Origin of the sequence: Cellvibrio sp. KY-YJ-3, from assembly GCF_008806955.1 — a bacterium.
GTDB lineage: Bacteria > Pseudomonadota > Gammaproteobacteria > Pseudomonadales > Cellvibrionaceae > Cellvibrio.
On the sequence record NZ_CP031727.1, the window covers coordinates 1,894,504 to 1,910,308 of the forward strand.

General features: G+C 47.3%; 16 protein-coding genes and 2 pseudogenes. 4 read left to right on the forward strand and 14 right to left on the reverse strand.

The window, feature by feature from the left end; genetic code table 11:
• Positions 1-52: 52 nt before the first annotated feature.
• A pseudogene (locus tag D0B88_RS07990) lies at positions 53-2,161 on the forward strand (putative bifunctional diguanylate cyclase/phosphodiesterase).
• Between the two features lie 13 nt (positions 2,162-2,174).
• Here D0B88_RS07990 and D0B88_RS07995 read toward each other — a convergent pair.
• The 13 genes and pseudogenes from D0B88_RS07995 to D0B88_RS08055 all read right to left on the reverse strand — a co-directional run bounded on the left by D0B88_RS07995 (position 2,175) and on the right by D0B88_RS08055 (position 11,846).
• The gene (locus D0B88_RS07995) at positions 2,175-2,666 is read right to left on the reverse strand and encodes an arsinothricin resistance N-acetyltransferase ArsN1 family B (RefSeq protein WP_151056385.1); all 492 of its coding nucleotides are present in this window, start codon (positions 2,664-2,666) and stop codon (positions 2,175-2,177) included.
• A 65-nt stretch (positions 2,667-2,731) separates the two neighbouring features.
• Complete coding sequence (locus D0B88_RS08000; protein ID WP_225318592.1) at positions 2,732-3,931, reverse strand: sialidase family protein; 1,200 nt, start codon at positions 3,929-3,931, stop codon at positions 2,732-2,734.
• A 27-nt stretch (positions 3,932-3,958) separates the two neighbouring features.
• Complete coding sequence (locus tag D0B88_RS08005; protein ID WP_151056389.1) at positions 3,959-4,243, reverse strand: hypothetical protein; 285 nt, start codon at positions 4,241-4,243, stop codon at positions 3,959-3,961.
• Positions 4,230-4,745, reverse strand: a complete 516-nt coding sequence (locus D0B88_RS08010) for a ribonuclease HI (protein ID WP_151056391.1) — start codon at positions 4,743-4,745, stop codon at positions 4,230-4,232. The genes D0B88_RS08005 and D0B88_RS08010 overlap by 14 nt, the downstream gene beginning before the upstream one ends.
• A 44-nt stretch (positions 4,746-4,789) precedes the next feature.
• A complete protein-coding gene (locus D0B88_RS08015) occupies positions 4,790-5,008 on the reverse strand; it encodes a DUF6500 family protein (protein ID WP_151056393.1) in 219 nt (72 codons plus the stop codon).
• A 277-nt stretch (positions 5,009-5,285) separates the two neighbouring features.
• Entirely contained in the window at positions 5,286-5,750 is a 465-nt protein-coding gene (locus tag D0B88_RS08020) for a hypothetical protein (protein ID WP_151056395.1), read from the reverse strand.
• A 51-nt stretch (positions 5,751-5,801) separates the two neighbouring features.
• Positions 5,802-6,215 (reverse strand): hypothetical protein, encoded by a 414-nt coding sequence (locus tag D0B88_RS08025; RefSeq protein ID WP_151056397.1) that lies wholly within the window; start codon positions 6,213-6,215, stop codon positions 5,802-5,804.
• Positions 6,216-6,304: 89 nt separating this feature from the next.
• A complete protein-coding gene (locus tag D0B88_RS08030; protein ID WP_151056399.1) occupies positions 6,305-6,808 on the reverse strand; it encodes an N-carbamoyl-L-amino acid amidohydrolase in 504 nt (167 codons plus the stop codon).
• Between the two features lie 52 nt (positions 6,809-6,860).
• Positions 6,861-7,724 (reverse strand): annotated as a pseudogene (locus tag D0B88_RS08035) (IS3 family transposase); the annotation flags it as partial.
• Positions 7,724-8,032 (reverse strand): transposase, encoded by a 309-nt coding sequence (locus D0B88_RS08040; RefSeq protein WP_007646377.1) that lies wholly within the window; start codon positions 8,030-8,032, stop codon positions 7,724-7,726. The gene D0B88_RS08040 and the pseudogene D0B88_RS08035, both read right to left, overlap by 1 nt.
• Positions 8,033-8,225: 193 nt before the next feature.
• A complete protein-coding gene (locus tag D0B88_RS08045) occupies positions 8,226-8,789 on the reverse strand; it encodes a hypothetical protein (protein ID WP_151056401.1) in 564 nt (187 codons plus the stop codon).
• 146 nt (positions 8,790-8,935) lie between these two features.
• Complete coding sequence (locus D0B88_RS08050; protein WP_040393956.1) at positions 8,936-9,412, reverse strand: hypothetical protein; 477 nt, start codon at positions 9,410-9,412, stop codon at positions 8,936-8,938.
• Between the two features lie 529 nt (positions 9,413-9,941).
• Positions 9,942-11,846, reverse strand: coding sequence for a winged helix-turn-helix domain-containing protein (locus D0B88_RS08055; protein ID WP_191966546.1), 1,905 nt, complete (start codon positions 11,844-11,846; stop codon positions 9,942-9,944).
• A gap of 260 nt (positions 11,847-12,106) precedes the next feature.
• On the opposite strand from D0B88_RS08055, the gene D0B88_RS08060 reads away from it, so the two are divergent.
• Positions 12,107-13,138: an SUMF1/EgtB/PvdO family nonheme iron enzyme gene (locus D0B88_RS08060; RefSeq protein ID WP_151056405.1), complete on the forward strand. Its 1,032-nt coding sequence runs from the start codon at positions 12,107-12,109 to the stop codon at positions 13,136-13,138.
• Here D0B88_RS08060 and D0B88_RS08065 read toward each other — a convergent pair.
• Positions 13,135-13,512, reverse strand: a complete 378-nt coding sequence (locus tag D0B88_RS08065) for a DUF1304 domain-containing protein (protein WP_007645839.1) — start codon at positions 13,510-13,512, stop codon at positions 13,135-13,137. The two genes, D0B88_RS08060 and D0B88_RS08065, sit on opposite strands and share 4 nt — an antisense overlap.
• Positions 13,513-13,748: 236 nt before the next feature.
• Here D0B88_RS08065 and D0B88_RS08070 point away from each other — a divergent pair, with 236 nt between their 5' ends.
• Together D0B88_RS08070 and D0B88_RS08075 are read left to right on the forward strand one after the other, a co-directional pair.
• On the forward strand, positions 13,749-14,702 hold the full coding sequence (locus D0B88_RS08070; protein WP_151056407.1) for a DUF4114 domain-containing protein: 954 nt from the start codon (positions 13,749-13,751) through the stop codon (positions 14,700-14,702).
• 148 nt (positions 14,703-14,850) lie between these two features.
• Positions 14,851-15,777: a transporter substrate-binding domain-containing protein gene (locus D0B88_RS08075; RefSeq protein WP_007645845.1), complete on the forward strand. Its 927-nt coding sequence runs from the start codon at positions 14,851-14,853 to the stop codon at positions 15,775-15,777.
• Positions 15,778-15,805: the final 28 nt, after the last annotated feature.

Here is a 15,805-nt window from a genome sequence, read left to right on the forward strand (position 1 = left end):
TGAATCTGCACGTTTAAACGCTTTAGCTGATTATGGGTTGGATCAAGAGCAGATGCTGCAAAGCCTGGACCCGGTGGTGCGTATTGCATCGCGCATGTTTGATATGCCGGTGGCTGCCGTCAACATGATTGGTAGCGATCACGTTTTTTTCGCCGCCAGTGTGGGCGTGGGTGACGTGGATATGCGCCGCGACGTATCTTTTTGCGCCCATGCTATTACCCAGTCCGATGTGATGGTGGTGCCCGATGCCACTCTCGATGAGCGCTTTCACGATAATCCGCTGGTAGTCGGGGAGGCCAATCTGCGCTTTTATGCCGGTGTGCCCTTGCTCTCGCCCGACGGCTTGGCATTGGGGGCGCTCTGCGTGATCGATGATCGCCCCCATAGCGATTTCTCCCGGGAGGATCGGCAGCGGTTGTTGGAGCTGGCAAAAATGGCGGCGGATCGCTTGGAATTGCGGCGCATTGAAGTCTCCACAGAGCGAAGCCGGCCACCATTTCATGAATATGCGGGCAGCTCGTCCTCGGCGGTTATTTGGTTCGATGAGCAGTTGCAAATTATCGAGTGGAATAATGCGGCGGCAGAGGTGAGTGGTTATAAGTTGGAAGATAAAAATGCCCTGCAATTTGACTTGTTGTTACCCGAGCGCGATCGCGCCCATTTTCGTGCACTCATCACTCAAGCGATTGATGCCTACTCTCTCGACCAAATTAATATTCCCACTGAAGTAACCGGGCTGCGTAAAGACGGCAGCGAATTTCGTTTTAGCTTTGCGCTTTTTGGTTGGCGCGATGGCGGCCATATGAAATTTGAAGCTGTACTCAAAGACCTGAGTGCGCAGCAGCGCGAAGAGGAAGCCTTGCGCCAGCAGGCTAATATCGATGGGCTTACGGGGCTTGCGAATCGCGGAAAATTTTATCGCAGCGTAGAAGAAATATTAATTAGCCCCGCACCGGCTACCGTGCTGATGATTGACCTCGATGGATTTAAAGATGTTAACGATACGCTCGGCCACACTCTGGGCGATGCCATTTTGTGCGAAGTGGCCAACCGTTTATCGCAACTGGTGAGCAGTGAAGATCTGGTGGCGCGAATTGGTGGCGATGAATTTGCGATACTCCTGGCGAATGTGACCGATGCCGCCACTGCTATGCACGTGGCCGATGCCGTGCTTGCCGCCATTGCGCAACCAATTAATGTCGATGGCAATGAGGTTCGGGTAGCGGCGAGTTGCGGTGTAGCGCTCGCACCTACGCAGGCGCAAGAAGCGCTGGAATTGGTCGGTAATGCTGACCTGGCATTATTTAAAGCAAAGAGTAACGGGCGCGGGCGGGTATTCCTGTTTGTGCCCGCCCTGCGCATGGAGGCCATGGCGCGGCGGCTGTATGGGCTTGAATTGCATCGCGCGGTGGATAAAGGCGAATTCCTGTTGTTCTATCAACCACAAATCAATATGGCGGATGGCACCATCACCGGCGCCGAAGCCTTAATTCGCTGGCTTCACCCCGAGCGCGGTTTGTTAACTCCCGCAGCATTTTTACCTGCACTCGAAGGTGGCCCACTGGCGGCCACGGTTGGTTAATGGATTCTGGATGAAGCCTGCGCCCAAGCTGCATATTGGCGCCGCAGTGGCGCGCCGGAATTTCGCATTGGCGTCAACCTGTGCAGCGCACAATTTCGCGTGGGGGATTTAGCCGCAGAGGTGATGGAAACCTTGGCGCGCCATGGGCTGCCGGCGGAAGCGCTTGAACTGGAAGTGACCGAAAATATCGTGCTCGATAACGACGATATTGTGCTGGAAATTTTGCAGCGTTTGCATCAACAGGGGGTAGGCATTGCGTTCGATGATTTTGGAACGGGTTACGCATCCCTCAGCTTGTTAAAAACTTACCCGCTATCGCGCATTAAAATTGACCAATCATTTGTGCGAGGAATTTTAACCTCCAAGCGCGACGCCTCAGTGGTGCGCGCAATTATAGATATGGCGCGCAATTTTGATCTGGAAGTCATCGCCGAAGGTATTGAAACCCAGGCCGAATACAATTACCTGCGCCGTGAACAATGCGATGAAGGTCAGGGCTATCTTTTTGGCGCTCCCATGCCAGTGTCACAATTCGAATTGTTATTGGGGATCGGCAGTTCACTCAAGGCAATTGCCTAGCGGTTTGTAATTTTTATTGGTTAATTATTTTCTGCCAGTAACCCACATCAAGCCACTGGCCAAACTTGCGGCCCACTTCGGAAAAGTGGGCGACTTTTTTAAAGCCAAAAAATTCATGTAGTTGTTCGCTGCTTTCATTGGGTAAGGCGATACAGCCAAGAGCAACATGACAATTTAATTGTTTTAACTCATCGAGCAGCGCGGCATAAAGCGCTTTCCCATAACCTTTGCGCGCCAAACCGTTTGCCAAATAAATCGTCACCTCTACGGTGTTCTTGTAGGCCGCGCGTTCTTTCCATTTGGTTGCGTAAGCATAACCCACCACCTCGCCATCGACCTCGCACACCAACCAAGGGTATTCCTGGGTGTACGCGGCTATCCGGCTCGCCATTGTGGAAGTTGTCAGCGGTGTTTCTTCAAACGTAATCACGGTATTGCTGATGTAATAGTTGTAAATCCCACAGATTTTTTCAGCGTCTTTCGGTTCATAGGGGCGAATAAGCATTTTTCTATTCCATAGGGCGACTGTTGTTGAAATCTATGCGAGGACATCTTTTTTCTATTGTTCTTTTATAAATTTTCCACCGCCATTGAAGTCACTTCAATATCTTCTTTATTGACCGCATAACTCACCCATACACGGTTATTCCACACAATACTTTTGGGGTAACTGTAGCCGGTGCGTTTGTATTTTCCTGCATACAGCATAGGTGGCAATTCGGATTCGCTGCGCAGCAGGTAGGCTTTATCAAACAGTTGACCGTCGCTGCTTAAAGTAATGGTGAGAGGTGCGCGGTTTTTGGTTCCGCTGGGGTTATTAATTAAAAAAGCGCGGCCATCGGGTAGGTTGCCTGCGCTTTGTTTGGCGCGGGAGTCGGGCATGTTGGTGGCGGTGGGTTTGGTCCAGGTTTTTCCGTTGTCGTTACTGCGCGCTGCCAACAGGGTGAAGCTGCTGCCTTGATCGCGAAATACCATCACTGGTTGCTGTTGTTTTAGTTGTTTGGTTAAAAACCAACTGGGTTCTAACTCGCGGCTTATGCCCGGTTGATGTGGCAAGTTTTCCATCTCGCCTTGCGTCCAGCCACTAAGCCCTGTTACATCATCCGTATAAAACGGTTTGGCAATTAAACCCGGTTGATGATGAATCGCGGTAAGAATTCTGCCGTTAGGTAATTGTTTTAAATCCTGCTCAATAACACCTGCCACCGGTTTACCGGCGTAGTCCAGCAACGGTTTTGGTTTGGACCAATGGCTACCATCGCGGCTGGTAATGTATTCCACATAACCCGCTTTAGGCTGCAAGCCCTGTGGCCACACATTAATAAATGCCACTAATGTATCGCCATAACGCCACCAGCCACCGTTAGTCACCAACGCATCAGTGCGCGCCGCAACTAATTGTTGCGGCTCACTCCAGTCATTGCCGTTGCTACTACGGCTGTACAGAATTTTGGTTTCAGGTGCATCTTCATCCTGCTGCGAACTTTGCCACTGAATAAATAATTCGCCGTTAAATGCAAACAACACCGCGCCGTGATTATATTGCGCGCTGCCGGCTTTGGCTTTAAATACCAAGTGATGTGCTATTTGCGCCGGTTTTTGCAAACCCAAGGTATTTGGCTGGGATTGATCAAATACGTTATTTGCCACTTGCAGTACTGCAATATTTGTTTCGGTATTGTTTGTTTTTGTGTCATTCGTCGCAGTGCTGGATTGCAGTGAGCAAGCAGTAAGCAGAAAAAGTAAAAAACCGGCAACAACATAATTCATTTCGATATTTCCATTGTTTAGCATTAATCAGGCAACAATCAAAACCCCATCCACTTGCACCACCGTTTTCGCTTCTGAGCGCTCGATCATTTTTACAATCGCCGATTGAATAACTTCATCCTCACGTGCATCTATTTTGCTGGAGAAACGTTCCACTTGAGTATCGGCGCCTTCCTCTAATACAAACTCTATCGCCACTTCATCGGCATGGCTGGTGGTTTTACCGTAGTAAGTTAATGATATTTTTGGGTAACCCTGAAAGCCCATTTTTGCTCTTTTGGCGATACGTTTTTTTGATTTATCTAAATTCATAATCCATTCTCGGGTGATTAAAGTGGCGCAAGGCAGCGCGGGATGTTTTATCGACTAATGCAAATACTTTATCTAACGTATCTTTTTCACGCGCTGGTTTATGCCCATCCAGCTTAATAAGCGTGCAGGCGCAGCGATCCATCATCCCATAAAACTGCTGGTAAAGGTCGGCATTATTCAGCCGTTTACCCGAGTTTGCACAATAATCCCGCTGCTCCAAACCAGCACGTCGCGCCGGCAAACCCACTATGTTTTGTGAATCGCTATAAATCATTACCCGCTGTGTTTGTTCGGTATTGGCTAACAGTATTTCATCCATTGCCCACAACAGGGTTTGCAACTCCAGTCTGGTGGACGAGGTATTTTCAAACGGTTTTACCTTCACCGTGGCGAGTAAATCAGAAAGTGGTGAATCGATATTCTCAACCGCAAGGTATGCCCCAAAACCAACCCGGGTTTTGGTATCCACGCTGCCATCGGTAAATAACATTAAGTTGGGCATTTGTGTTGGCTCACTGGCATCAGTAGTTGTTTATCAAGCCTTGCTCACAAATTACGCTGCACCATTTCTTTAATTTTATGCGCTTTAACGAAGTGGTCTAATTTGTGGGTTTCAATCCACCAGGTAGCTGCTTCCATTAGCAACTCAGGGTTGTGATTTTTATTGGCGAAGAACGCATAAAACGAAACACCCACCCCATCACCTTTACTGGCGATCTTTTTGTCGCACACCTCTATAATTTTGGATCTCAGTTCTGGTCGCATAAGGGTAAGTTTTCTCGAAGTGGTAAAGGGGTGTTGGAAATCTGAATGTATGTAAAAAATAGAGTAACTCAGAAACCAAAGCCTGAGTCAGCGGAGATTTTGAGCTAATTAGAGCATCCAGCAGTTGTAGGGGGGCTTCGCGAAGCAAGCCGCCGAACTTCGCAGTTCGGCCAATTGCGGACCTTGGTGACAGATTTCCCAGCAAGAGAGAAGAATGATTTTGATGCCGAATCTACCGATTTTTTTACCACAGTCGCTTGTTATGTATATTTTTTAGCTACTTGCTGAAAAAACTGATAATTTCAGAAATTATGGCGCACACAAGCAGGGCCAAAATATTTACAACTGGGAGCAAGTAGGCCTTTTTTGCGTGGCCATAGGAGCCACCCGAGTAAAAACCCCATGAAACAAATATAGACACTATGCACATAGGAGCAAAAGTAAATAGACTAATAAATATAACCCAATTTATTGGATTTGAATCTGAACCGGGAGCGTCGAAGATCATGCCGGACAATAACAATGGGTAGAACGTTACAGCCCCAGCTATGCCAAAAATTATAGTGCATATTATTAAGACTATTTTTGTGCTGCTTTTAATATCTTCCACTGAATCCATTTTTAATGGATTATTGAAACCAGTTGATTCATTGTAGCTTTCGCATTTCCAGCAGGTTTCAAACTGATTTTCATGCTCTTCACCGCATTCCTCACACTTCCACATTCTATTTTCCTTAGGCATTACAAACTGTCCAGCGCACGAAGTGCGCGAGTTGCTACGCTTTTTTATGTTTTATATACGGCTGAAAACAATAAGCGATTCTTTGTTTTTATTGCGATAGTAAAAAAGGCGATCACCTGAAACTGTAAAATAGGCGCTATGATATAAATGTTGGATTATTTTCTCCGCATTTTTACCAGCACAAGTATTTTCCGAGTTATGTGAAAGCAATTTTTCATTTAGCTTAACCCTAAACCCTTCGTTAATAAGCTCTACTTTTGATTCATACACCAACTTTCCTGTAGTGCGAATCAATGTACCGTTCTCCGTGAATTGCATTTCCATTTCTCTGCATTCTGGAGCGAACCAGCCAGCCCACTCTGGTGCAATACGCCATTTTCCAATATAGGCAGTATTTCCAACCTCTTTTGCGAAGGTCAGTTGGATAAAAGACATGAGCGCTAAAAGTAAGATTACATTTTTCATTTACTCTCTCCTAGAGAAACATAACGTTCGGTTCAACCGCAGTTTGTAAGCGCGAAGCGCTGTAGCTGCGTTGCAACCGCTTGTTAGGATTATTTTAGCAGCCCACCAATTATGGCCCCAAGAAGACCGCCAATACCACCAGATAATGCTGCCCACCAACGTTTGTCTTTTTGATGCTCTAAAGCCCTAGAGTGAAGATTAACTGCGGTATCCACCAAGGCTTTTATGTCGGCAGGTGTTAGTGGGATTCGTGATATTCTGAGTTGCGCTTCGGGTGATAACGCTGAATATTCTAGGTAAGTAATAACGCACTCAGTATCAACATTGTAACGTTTAGGAAATTGGCGCCGCCAAACGAGAGAAGCTTTTTCTCTAGTGGAGTCAAGCCTAAAAAATTCGGGATGTTCAATAAATACCTTTTTCCATTTCTCAGCCTGCGACTCGTCCGCCGATAAACGGTCAGCCCAACCCGCGTGGGTGAGCTTATAAAATTTATATGTTGCCATAGCTTGGATAGCTGCGATTACGTCGCTTAGTCGCTGCGGATCAGAAAGGTACGGAGAGTTTTTTGAAGAGCTTGACTTACTGAACATGATTACTTCTCCATGAAAATCTGGTCTTACCCACAAAAAGTAGACACCCTAACTATGCAGCCAAGGCTGTCATTCGTTCAAACTCTGCTGGTGCAACATAACCAATACTGGAATGCCTGCGTAAGCGGTTATAAAAAATTTCTATGTATTCAAAGATACTCGATCTGGCATCTTCAATCGAGTGGAATTGCCGGGTATAAATCAACTCAACCTTCAGGCGACTGAAGAAGGACTCCATCGGCGCATTGTCCCAACAGTTCCCTTTGCGACTCATACTCGGAATGGCGTCATGACACCGCATAAAGTCAATATATTTTTGGGCACGATACTGGACACCTCGATCAGAGTGAATGATTAGCCCAGGTTTGACATCCCGGCGTTCAAATGCCATACGTAATGCATCAGTAATCAGCGCCTCCGTCATGCTGGTATCCAGCGACCAACCAACAATACTGCGCGAGTACAAATCCATCACTGCCGCCAGATAGAGCCACTGTTTTTCAACCCAGATATACGTAATATCCGTTGTCCATTTCTCATTGGGTTTGCTCGCACCGAAGCGACGCCAGAGTAAATTCTCCGATACATTATGCATCGTCAACGCATGGCTTCCATAATTAAATGCTTTCCCGTTGTGGGCCTTTAAACCTTGTAATTTCAGCACATTGGCAACAAAGTTAACTGAACAAGGCTGACCTATTGCATGCAACTCTTTAGCGATTCGCGGTGCACCATAGCGCGCCTTGTAAGTCGCATAAGTATCAATTATCTGGCGTTCACGGCATTCCCGTTGCAGTTGTCGTTGACTCTTTTCCCGATCAATCCAGCGATAATAACCACTGCGAGAGACAGACAGCACACGACACATCAGCGATACAGGAAAAGTCTCCCAGTGCTCACGAATTAACGCGTACTTTACTCGTGCTGGTTCGCAAAGTACGCAGCTGCCTTTTTTAAGAAGGCTAGCTCTTTTTCCAGTTCTGCGTTTCTTCGTTTTAGCTGACGTAACTCATCACTTTCATTTTTTGAATAATCAACACCAGCAATAGAATTAAATTGTTTTTCAGAAAGGCGGGTAAACTGACGGCGCCAGTTATAGATCTGTTGTGCGCTAATTCCAAGATCGCGGGCAACAGATGCAGTAGTGTTACCTTCCTTCTCTGCACGTTTAACTGCTTCACGGCGAAACTCTTCGGTGTAAGCTTGTGTTTTCTTGCGTGCCATAATGAGCACCTCCATATAGGATTTTCTAACTATACAGGGTGTCTACAGTTGGTGGGTAACTCGGAATCCTAACGCCAAGTTCAGCCGCAGTTTGTAAGTTGGTTTTTTGTGGAAGACTTTTGCGCAGCAAAACCACAAAAAAGCGACTTACAAACTGTCGAGCACACGAAGTGTGCGGTGCTGCAACGCCTTGTTATGAAAGAGCTTGCTTCAAAGCTTTAACAATAAAACTAATTTTTACAGTATCTAAGCGTATTTCCTCATGATAGTTAAACCATGTAAAGACTTTCATTCTTTTAAAGTCTTTTGTTCCTACACCTAGATTATGCAAAATTGCATTTCTAAAATAACCAAGCTCACCAAATTCATTAATTTTTAAATCATCTTTAGAGTTTAGGCCGCGCTCCTTAGCAATTAACTCTCTGTAGCGTTCTTCCCAAAACTCATAAATTGTTACTAAAGTCATTTTAGCGGCCCATTGATAATTAGTGCCATCATCAGGCCAATTTCTTGCTTTATAATCTCGAATAGTAACTGAATGCTCTACGGCTTCTTCGCCTTCTATTCCATAAGATAATGGTTTAAAGCTCATTTCATGAATTTTGGAAATTTTCTCATGGCGTGTTTCTAAATGATTTGTATCTAGCTCCTCCTGCTCAGACAGCTCCTTCATTTGTAAATGAAAGCCATAGGTAGCGTCAAAATAAGTGCCGTATACATGATCAATGATTTTTAAATATTCTTCGGTATATTTCATAGAGTTCATAACGTCGTGTTCAGCCGAAGTTTGTAAGTAGCGCATTTACGAAAAACTTCGCGCAGCGATTCGCTAAATGCGCTACTTACAAACTGTCGAGTGGAGGCGCGAAGCGCCGTAACGGTGTTGGAACACCTTGTTATAGGCTACCAAATACATGGAAGTTCATATACTTCATCTATTGTATTGCATGACGTAATTACTTCTCTAATTTTTTTAGATGCTTCAATTTTATATGATTGTTCACATGCGATTTTCGCACTGTCATAGTCACCCTCCGAACCTTTTGCAGTAGGGTATAACTCTAATATATAGTTATTGAACTCAAAATTGCATTTTGCTTCGATGTATAATCGATGCTTTTCAATTAGATCAAGCATATTAGCTTCGATTCGTTGGTATTCTTTGGCTAAATCAGGATGTTTTGATTTTATAGATTGAATTAAACTTTTAAATTCATTTAATGACGATTCATACTCTATGTTTGCTTTTTCCGAAGGACAGGAAATCAACTCTTTAAGACTGGGTTCCCTTTTTTCAATTTCATAGCTACACCACTCGTTTTCTGAATGCGCAAAACCAGAGAAGACAGTGATGATTAACAAAAATAATTTTCTATTCATTTCCATTCTCTATAACAGTTTATTAAATTGCACCAACTATATAACCCACAGAACGTTATTCCAACTAATTTGGTGTGGTGCTGTATAACTCCAAAAGTAGATAAACCTTCAGTCGATTTAGTTCGTGCTAAATCAAAGGGTTAACTGTCACTACGAATTAATTATGGAGTTATACAGCAAAAATAATCTCAATTAGTTGCTGCGCTCATTTGGCTTGCTGTTCGCTTCGGGCACACTGCCGACCTTCGGCGGCTTGCTTCGCGAAGCGCGCCCTACATGTTTTATTTTTGATAAACAGCGCTGTTGGGCACACGCTAATCTTCAACCCGTTGTGGTTCGTAAACTCACCAGCAACCTACCTTGATTGTGCCATTGGTCAAGTAAGGCGCTTTAACGGCTTTAAATCTAGTACCGTAATTAATGACAATTTTTGGATTTAAGTGGGTGAGTAAAGACTATCACCACACATTGCGCCAATCACCATTACACCATATTACATAGCGATTCATTTGCGCGGTTTTATTCATCCTTAGGCTTCGGGTTTAACATCCAGCTCCGCTAATACCTTCGCTTTGCTTTTTTTCCAGGAGGGTAGAGCATTTTTATTTATATATTCCATATAGGTTTTTTGCAGATCCGGCTGGGTAAATTGTTTGTGCAGTTGCGCCAGTAATACTGCTGCTTCCAGTGCGGCGGAGTATTCGCCGCTGATATTGGCTTGTTTAAAGGCAGCTTCGGCTTGGGTTTGGGCCAGAGCAAAGTTGTTTTGGTTAAAGTGAATTAAGGCTTGATAAAAAAGTTCGGCGCCGGAAAAGTGAGTTTCTTTGGCAAATACTGCAAAGGCGTCCTGCCAGCGCTGTTGCTCGATATAGAGGTCGACTAAATGCTCCTGCGCACGCTCTTTTACCCAGGCTTCTTGCTCGGGGCTGAAGCGGTTGAGTGCCTGCCAGAAAAAATATTCTTTTTGGCTTTGGTCACTCGTGAACATGCCTGCAATATCTTCCAGCAGTGCGTAGCTTTCACTGGGGAATTGGTGTTGATCCAAAATAGCGTGCGCGCGTGCAAGATACTCATCGCGTTTGTCGGCGCGGTCTAATTTATAACTAAAAATGGATAGCAGTCGCAGTACCTGTGCTTGCTGTTCCGGTGCTTGTGCGGCCTCGGCCAAGGCCAGGGCCGTCAGTAAATTTTTCTCCATCAAATCAAAATTTTTCAGCCGGTGATAAATATAGGTGTAGAACTCCAGTATCTGGCTCTCCAAAATCGGGTCGTTAAATTCTGTCGCCAGAGCGTGGGATTTATCCAGCAGGGCGATGTAGCGGGGCGCATCGATCAGATCCAAATTCGCCAGAGCTTGGGCGCGTATAGCGAGTGCTTGATAGGGCAGGTTCTGGGTAGTCAGTGCTTGCTGTTCCAGTTCCTGGGCGTGCAGGCGGGCTTGATCAACATCGCCTAAATAGAGTGAGTTGTTCATCAGCTGGTAGAGCATGGTCAGGTTGCCGGGGTTTTCGCTGTAGAGTAATTGCAGTTGGGCGTTGATCAACCGTAAATCGCGGCTCTCCCAGAGCACTTTCATAGGTGCAATTTTGTGCAACAGGCTGTGCAACTCAGTCGCTAAAGCAGTGGCATTGCTCGCCATTAAATAACCCCTCCACTGGTTTTGTTGACCCTGTATCACCAGCGACAGAATTAACTTGTCGCCTAGCTGTCGAGTGCGCCCACTCACTAATAGATTAGCGGCGATGGTTTGCTGGTAGAGGTGTAAATAATGTGCAGGTTCAGCGGCAATTTGTGCGGGTGAATAATGCGCAGGGGGTAAATGCGCCACCAGCGCCGCTTGACTATTAATTTGTTCAAACACGGCGTCGTGCATTTGCTGGGCAAGGTTGGGTGCGCCGGTGTGCTGAGTGTCGAGCACAAAGGGCTGCACAATGATCGGGATGGGAACCGAGTCGTCTCCCGCCGAGAGATTTAGTAGCAGAGTAAAGAGTAAACCCGGCAGTAGCAGTGCGGCGCACAACCAGAGCCACGATTGGTGGCGAGGATGTTTACTGCTGGTTGTCGTCGTTGGTTCCGCTGTTGTTAGGGGCGATGCTGGATTAGATGTTGGACTTGTAGCTGAGGGCGCCTGCTGCACATCGATTTGCCATTGATAACCTTTTTTGGGAAAGGTTTTGATCGTCTCATCACCAAAGATGCTGCGCAGGTTGCTAATCGCCTGAAACACGGCTTGTTCAGAGACGACTTTGCCCGCCCACACACTTTCAAGAATCGCATCTTTGCTAAATACCTGCTGCGGACTGGCCAAAAAAAACGCGAGCAGTTTTGCTTCGTTATTGCGAATGGCCAGTGCTTGGCCATCTTTTAGTAGCAATAAGCTCTGGTCATTAAATTGAAACTGATTGAATTGGGCGTTAGTAAAGTAATAGTCCACGGGCAATACAACATCTTATTAGTAGGAGTTAGTGCGCGGGAGTTTACACCGGTTTTTGCGCTGGGCGCGGTAGGCGCTGGTGTTAGGCGCAGCTAAAAAATCTATAGTTTTTCTATAAAAGGACAAAATCAGGAAATTAATAGGATTTTGCGCGAGTGCCTTGCTCAAATCGCCAGCAGTGCCGCTGTGTCGGCATGGTCACGCGCTTGCTTGAAGGCTTTGCGCTTTCGCAATTAATTTCCCGGTTAAGGATTCGATTTATGTCACTTGTAGGATTTTGTCTTAAACGTCTGCCCGTTTTACTTATCGCCAGCCAGAGCCATTTATTGTGGGCGGCCGATGGTTTGATTGAGCCTATTATGGTGGATATCCCCGCCGGGCAACTCACCCTGCACCCCAAGACTACCACCCAAAAAGATGGCGCGGTGGTGAGTACCGGCACACAAATAGCAACCTTGCCCATCAAACCCTTTCGCATGGGTAAGTACGAAGTCACGGTGAAAGAGTTTGGCCAGTTTATTGCCGCTACTAATTACCCCGCGCCCACCAGCTGCCAGCAAATGGACAGCCAAAAGTGGTTTGCCAAACGCCCTGGCAGCTGGGCCAAAAACAAACATTCAGCGAGTGAGTTTGAACCTGTTACTTGTATCGGTTGGGATGCCGCCCAGGCTTATGTGGAATGGTTGAGCAAAGAGACTGGTAGAAGTTATCGCTTGCCGAGTGAAGTGGAATGGGAATATGCGGCGCGTGCCGGTACAACCAGCACTTACTTCTGGGGTGAAGAGGCAACACAAGCCTGTGCGTTTGCCAATACCGCTGATCAAGCGGCCGAGGCAGCGATCAAGCGCGATTACGATGGCTTGGAATCCAAAGACCATGTGGGGGTCTTGGCCTGCGATGATAAAAGCGGTTATGCCAGTGTGGTGGGTATTTACCAGCCCAATGCCTTTGGCCTGCATGACATGATTGGCAATATCAACGAATTTACCCGCGATTGCGCCAACGAAACGTACCCCGGTGATGCGAAGGATGCCTCAGCACGTATGACGGGCGATTGCACCAAGCGCATGATTCGCGGTGGCTCCTGGCATTGGGCGCCCTTTGCAATGACCCAGCGTTCGCCCTGGAGTATCGATTTTATCGGCGCGCTGGAGGGGTTTCGTATCGCCGAAGATATGCCGAATAAAGATAGCTGCGCAAAGCCCAGCCCCGAACAGCGCAAACGTAACAAACAGTTCAAGCGCGAGCTGCGCAAGGCTCAAAAAGCCCTGCGCCAAGCAGCTCGGAGTTAAACAACTACCGCTAGTGCCAAAAGTGCCAGCGCAATTACCGCTGGCACAGTTTGGATAAAAATAATTTTGCGCGCTGCCGTCAGTGCGCCGTAAATACCGGCGATGGCAATACAGAGTAAAAAGAAAATTTTAAGGTGTAGCCCAGCATCGCCCAGCCACAACCCCCAAGCTAATCCCGCCGCTAAAAAGCCGTTGTATAAACCCTGGTTCGCTGCCAGCACTCGGGTGGCTGCTGCTTTTTCGGGGCTGTTGCGAAAGGCGCGCAGGCCGGCGGGTTTTTCCCACAGAAACATTTCCAGCACCAGAATATAAATATGCAGCAGGGCGATGGCGGCGATCAGAATGTTGGCGCTGAGGGCGAGCAATGAGGTCATGGAAACGCTCCGGAACTGTGGGATTCGGGTGTGGTGGTGACTATAACCCTAGCCGATTGCTGATGAAATGCGGTGAATAAATCTGACTAATCTGGCCGCTTCGTTTTGGGGCTGAGATTGCATTCGTATTCATGGAAACCTCGATGGCTTCACATTTTTTGGCGTGATAGTTTGCGGGTTGTTTTTTAAACAAACCAATAACCATAAATTACGGCAAGAGGCTAACGAACAGTTATATGCGTAACACATCCCTTTATTCAGCTTTTATCGCGGCAAGCTTGTCGCTGATCAGCGTGGCGACTCAGGCTTATAGTATTAGCGGCCTGCAGGATGCCAGTACCAACGGCAGTGGTTGGTCGGGGGCGACGGCGGATTATCAGATCATCGCCACTCCCGGTGCGACTCCCGGTACCAATGAATGGTTTTCCCGCTACACCCTCGGCAATGGCGACAGTCGCTTTAATATCGATGAAAGCATTCTCGGGCAATTCAAAAACGCGCCCTTGCAAGACAATGTCGGTGCCGGTTTGGCGGCGGCGTCTGAATCGGTGCGGGTGACGTTTTTAGGTACTGGTGCGGCGCGCAACTCGGTATTGTTTCTGGCGCAACAGGGCAGTGATCTGTTAGATCGCACGGCGTTTTGGGACCCTATCTACGCCACTGGTGGCACCAATAACCTGGGGACTTTTAACCCGGTGAATACCAGCAATCAACTGTTTGAAACCCGTGGCGGCTGTGAATATGCCGAAGCGAAAGCGGGTAATAGCTGTGTGCCCGATAACCTTGGGCAATCGCGGGTGATCTCCGGTTTGGCGGTGGGTGACAGTTTGATTTTTGGCCTGCAGGCGCTGGTACTGCATTACAACGCGGACAATATTCACTACCCCAACACCAACTATTTTTTCAGCGGCGCTGCAGCCAATAATCAGGACAGCAAGGGCTGGAATGACGGGCAAGTGCACACCAAGGTGCTGAACCTGGGCAGCAATCGTTTTCTGGTAGGTTTTGAGGATATCTGGGGCGGTGGCGACCGTGACTTCAACGATAACGTCTTTTTATTTGAAGGCGTGAGTGTGGATATCCCCCTCCCGCCCGTTGTGGTGAGTGAGCCGGTCAGCCTGTCACTGTTTGGCTTATTGTTGGGCGGGTTGTGGTGGCGCCGTCGTACAGTGCACCGCTTGCCGGTATAAAAGCGCGAAACATCGCAATAAGGTCTACACTAAAACCAGCATAAAAGCTGGTTTTTTTACGCCATCTTTTAGTGTTTAAAAGTTAAAATATAAATATGATAAATTAAGTTTTCAGGTTCAAACCACTCAACCCGGCAATGGTTTTTTTATGACTAGATTTTTTGTTCGCCAGCTGATCGCTGCCCCCTTGTTTCTTGCTGCGTTTATGGCCGCCCCCCTCAGCGCCCAATCCAATGTTATTCGCGTAAATGGCGCGGCCGACGGCAATGCCAGTTATGTCATGGAAATACTGAATTTAGCGCTGAGCAAAACGGACACCCGCTATGAACTGAAGGTGGATAACACCCCGGTAACCCAGGCACGCAATATGGATGATGTGGCCTCCGGCCGGATGGATTTACTCTGGGCTGCAACCAATATCGAGATGGAGGAAATGTTGCTGCCGATACGTATCCCGCTGTACCGCGGCTTGCTCGGGCACCGCATTTTTATTATCAAACCCGAGTCACAGGCCCGTTTTGATCAGGTGAAAACCTTTGATGACCTGAAAAAGTTTACTTTTGGGCAGGGCACTACTTGGGCGGATTCGGGCATTTTGGAGAGCAATGGCCTCAAGGTCATTCGCACCAACAAGTACCCCAGTTTGTTTTATATGCTGGATGGCGACCGGTTTGATGCCTTCCCACGTGGTGTGCAAGAGCCTTGGGCCGAGCTGGAGACCAATAAAAACCTGCCGCTGACGGTAGAGAAGCGCATCATGCTGGTCTACCGCATGCCGCTGTATTTTTTTACCAAACACGGCAATACCAAGCTGGCAGCAGATTTGGAACTGGGTTTGAATCGTGCGATTGCCGATGGCAGTTTTAACGAAGTGTTTTTCCGTCATCCGATTGTGCGCTCGGCGATCGAGCAGGCAAATTTGCACGACCGCATCGCTTTTATGATCGACAACCCGACCTTGCCCAAAGAGACACCCCTGGATCGGGCCGAGTTGTGGTTTGATATCAATACCTTAAAAAAACCAGCGCCCACGCCTGCGGATGAGGTGGTTGCTGAGCCTGACCTGACAGAATAATTCCGCTCGTTAACTGGCCTGATTCACG

Excerpts from the sequence above, each read along its gene's own strand:
- D0B88_RS07995 (WP_151056385.1), bottom strand. The coding sequence starts at position 2,666 with ATGCTTATTCGCCCCTATGAACCGAAAGACGCTGAAAAAATCTGTGGG.
- D0B88_RS08000 (WP_225318592.1), bottom strand. The coding sequence starts at position 3,931 with ATGAATTATGTTGTTGCCGGTTTTTTACTTTTTCTGCTTACTGCTTGC.
- D0B88_RS08005 (WP_151056389.1), bottom strand. The coding sequence starts at position 4,243 with ATGAATTTAGATAAATCAAAAAAACGTATCGCCAAAAGAGCAAAAATG.
- D0B88_RS08010 (WP_151056391.1), bottom strand. The coding sequence starts at position 4,745 with ATGCCCAACTTAATGTTATTTACCGATGGCAGCGTGGATACCAAAACC.
- D0B88_RS08015 (WP_151056393.1), bottom strand. The coding sequence starts at position 5,008 with ATGCGACCAGAACTGAGATCCAAAATTATAGAGGTGTGCGACAAAAAG.
- D0B88_RS08020 (WP_151056395.1), bottom strand. The coding sequence starts at position 5,750 with ATGCCTAAGGAAAATAGAATGTGGAAGTGTGAGGAATGCGGTGAAGAG.
- D0B88_RS08025 (WP_151056397.1), bottom strand. The coding sequence starts at position 6,215 with ATGAAAAATGTAATCTTACTTTTAGCGCTCATGTCTTTTATCCAACTG.
- D0B88_RS08030 (WP_151056399.1), bottom strand. The coding sequence starts at position 6,808 with ATGTTCAGTAAGTCAAGCTCTTCAAAAAACTCTCCGTACCTTTCTGAT.
- D0B88_RS08040 (WP_007646377.1), bottom strand. The coding sequence starts at position 8,032 with ATGGCACGCAAGAAAACACAAGCTTACACCGAAGAGTTTCGCCGTGAA.
- D0B88_RS08045 (WP_151056401.1), bottom strand. The coding sequence starts at position 8,789 with ATGAAATATACCGAAGAATATTTAAAAATCATTGATCATGTATACGGC.
- D0B88_RS08050 (WP_040393956.1), bottom strand. The coding sequence starts at position 9,412 with ATGAATAGAAAATTATTTTTGTTAATCATCACTGTCTTCTCTGGTTTT.
- D0B88_RS08060 (WP_151056405.1), top strand. The coding sequence starts at position 12,107 with ATGTCACTTGTAGGATTTTGTCTTAAACGTCTGCCCGTTTTACTTATC.
- D0B88_RS08065 (WP_007645839.1), bottom strand. The coding sequence starts at position 13,512 with ATGACCTCATTGCTCGCCCTCAGCGCCAACATTCTGATCGCCGCCATC.
- D0B88_RS08070 (WP_151056407.1), top strand. The coding sequence starts at position 13,749 with ATGCGTAACACATCCCTTTATTCAGCTTTTATCGCGGCAAGCTTGTCG.
- D0B88_RS08075 (WP_007645845.1), top strand. The coding sequence starts at position 14,851 with ATGACTAGATTTTTTGTTCGCCAGCTGATCGCTGCCCCCTTGTTTCTT.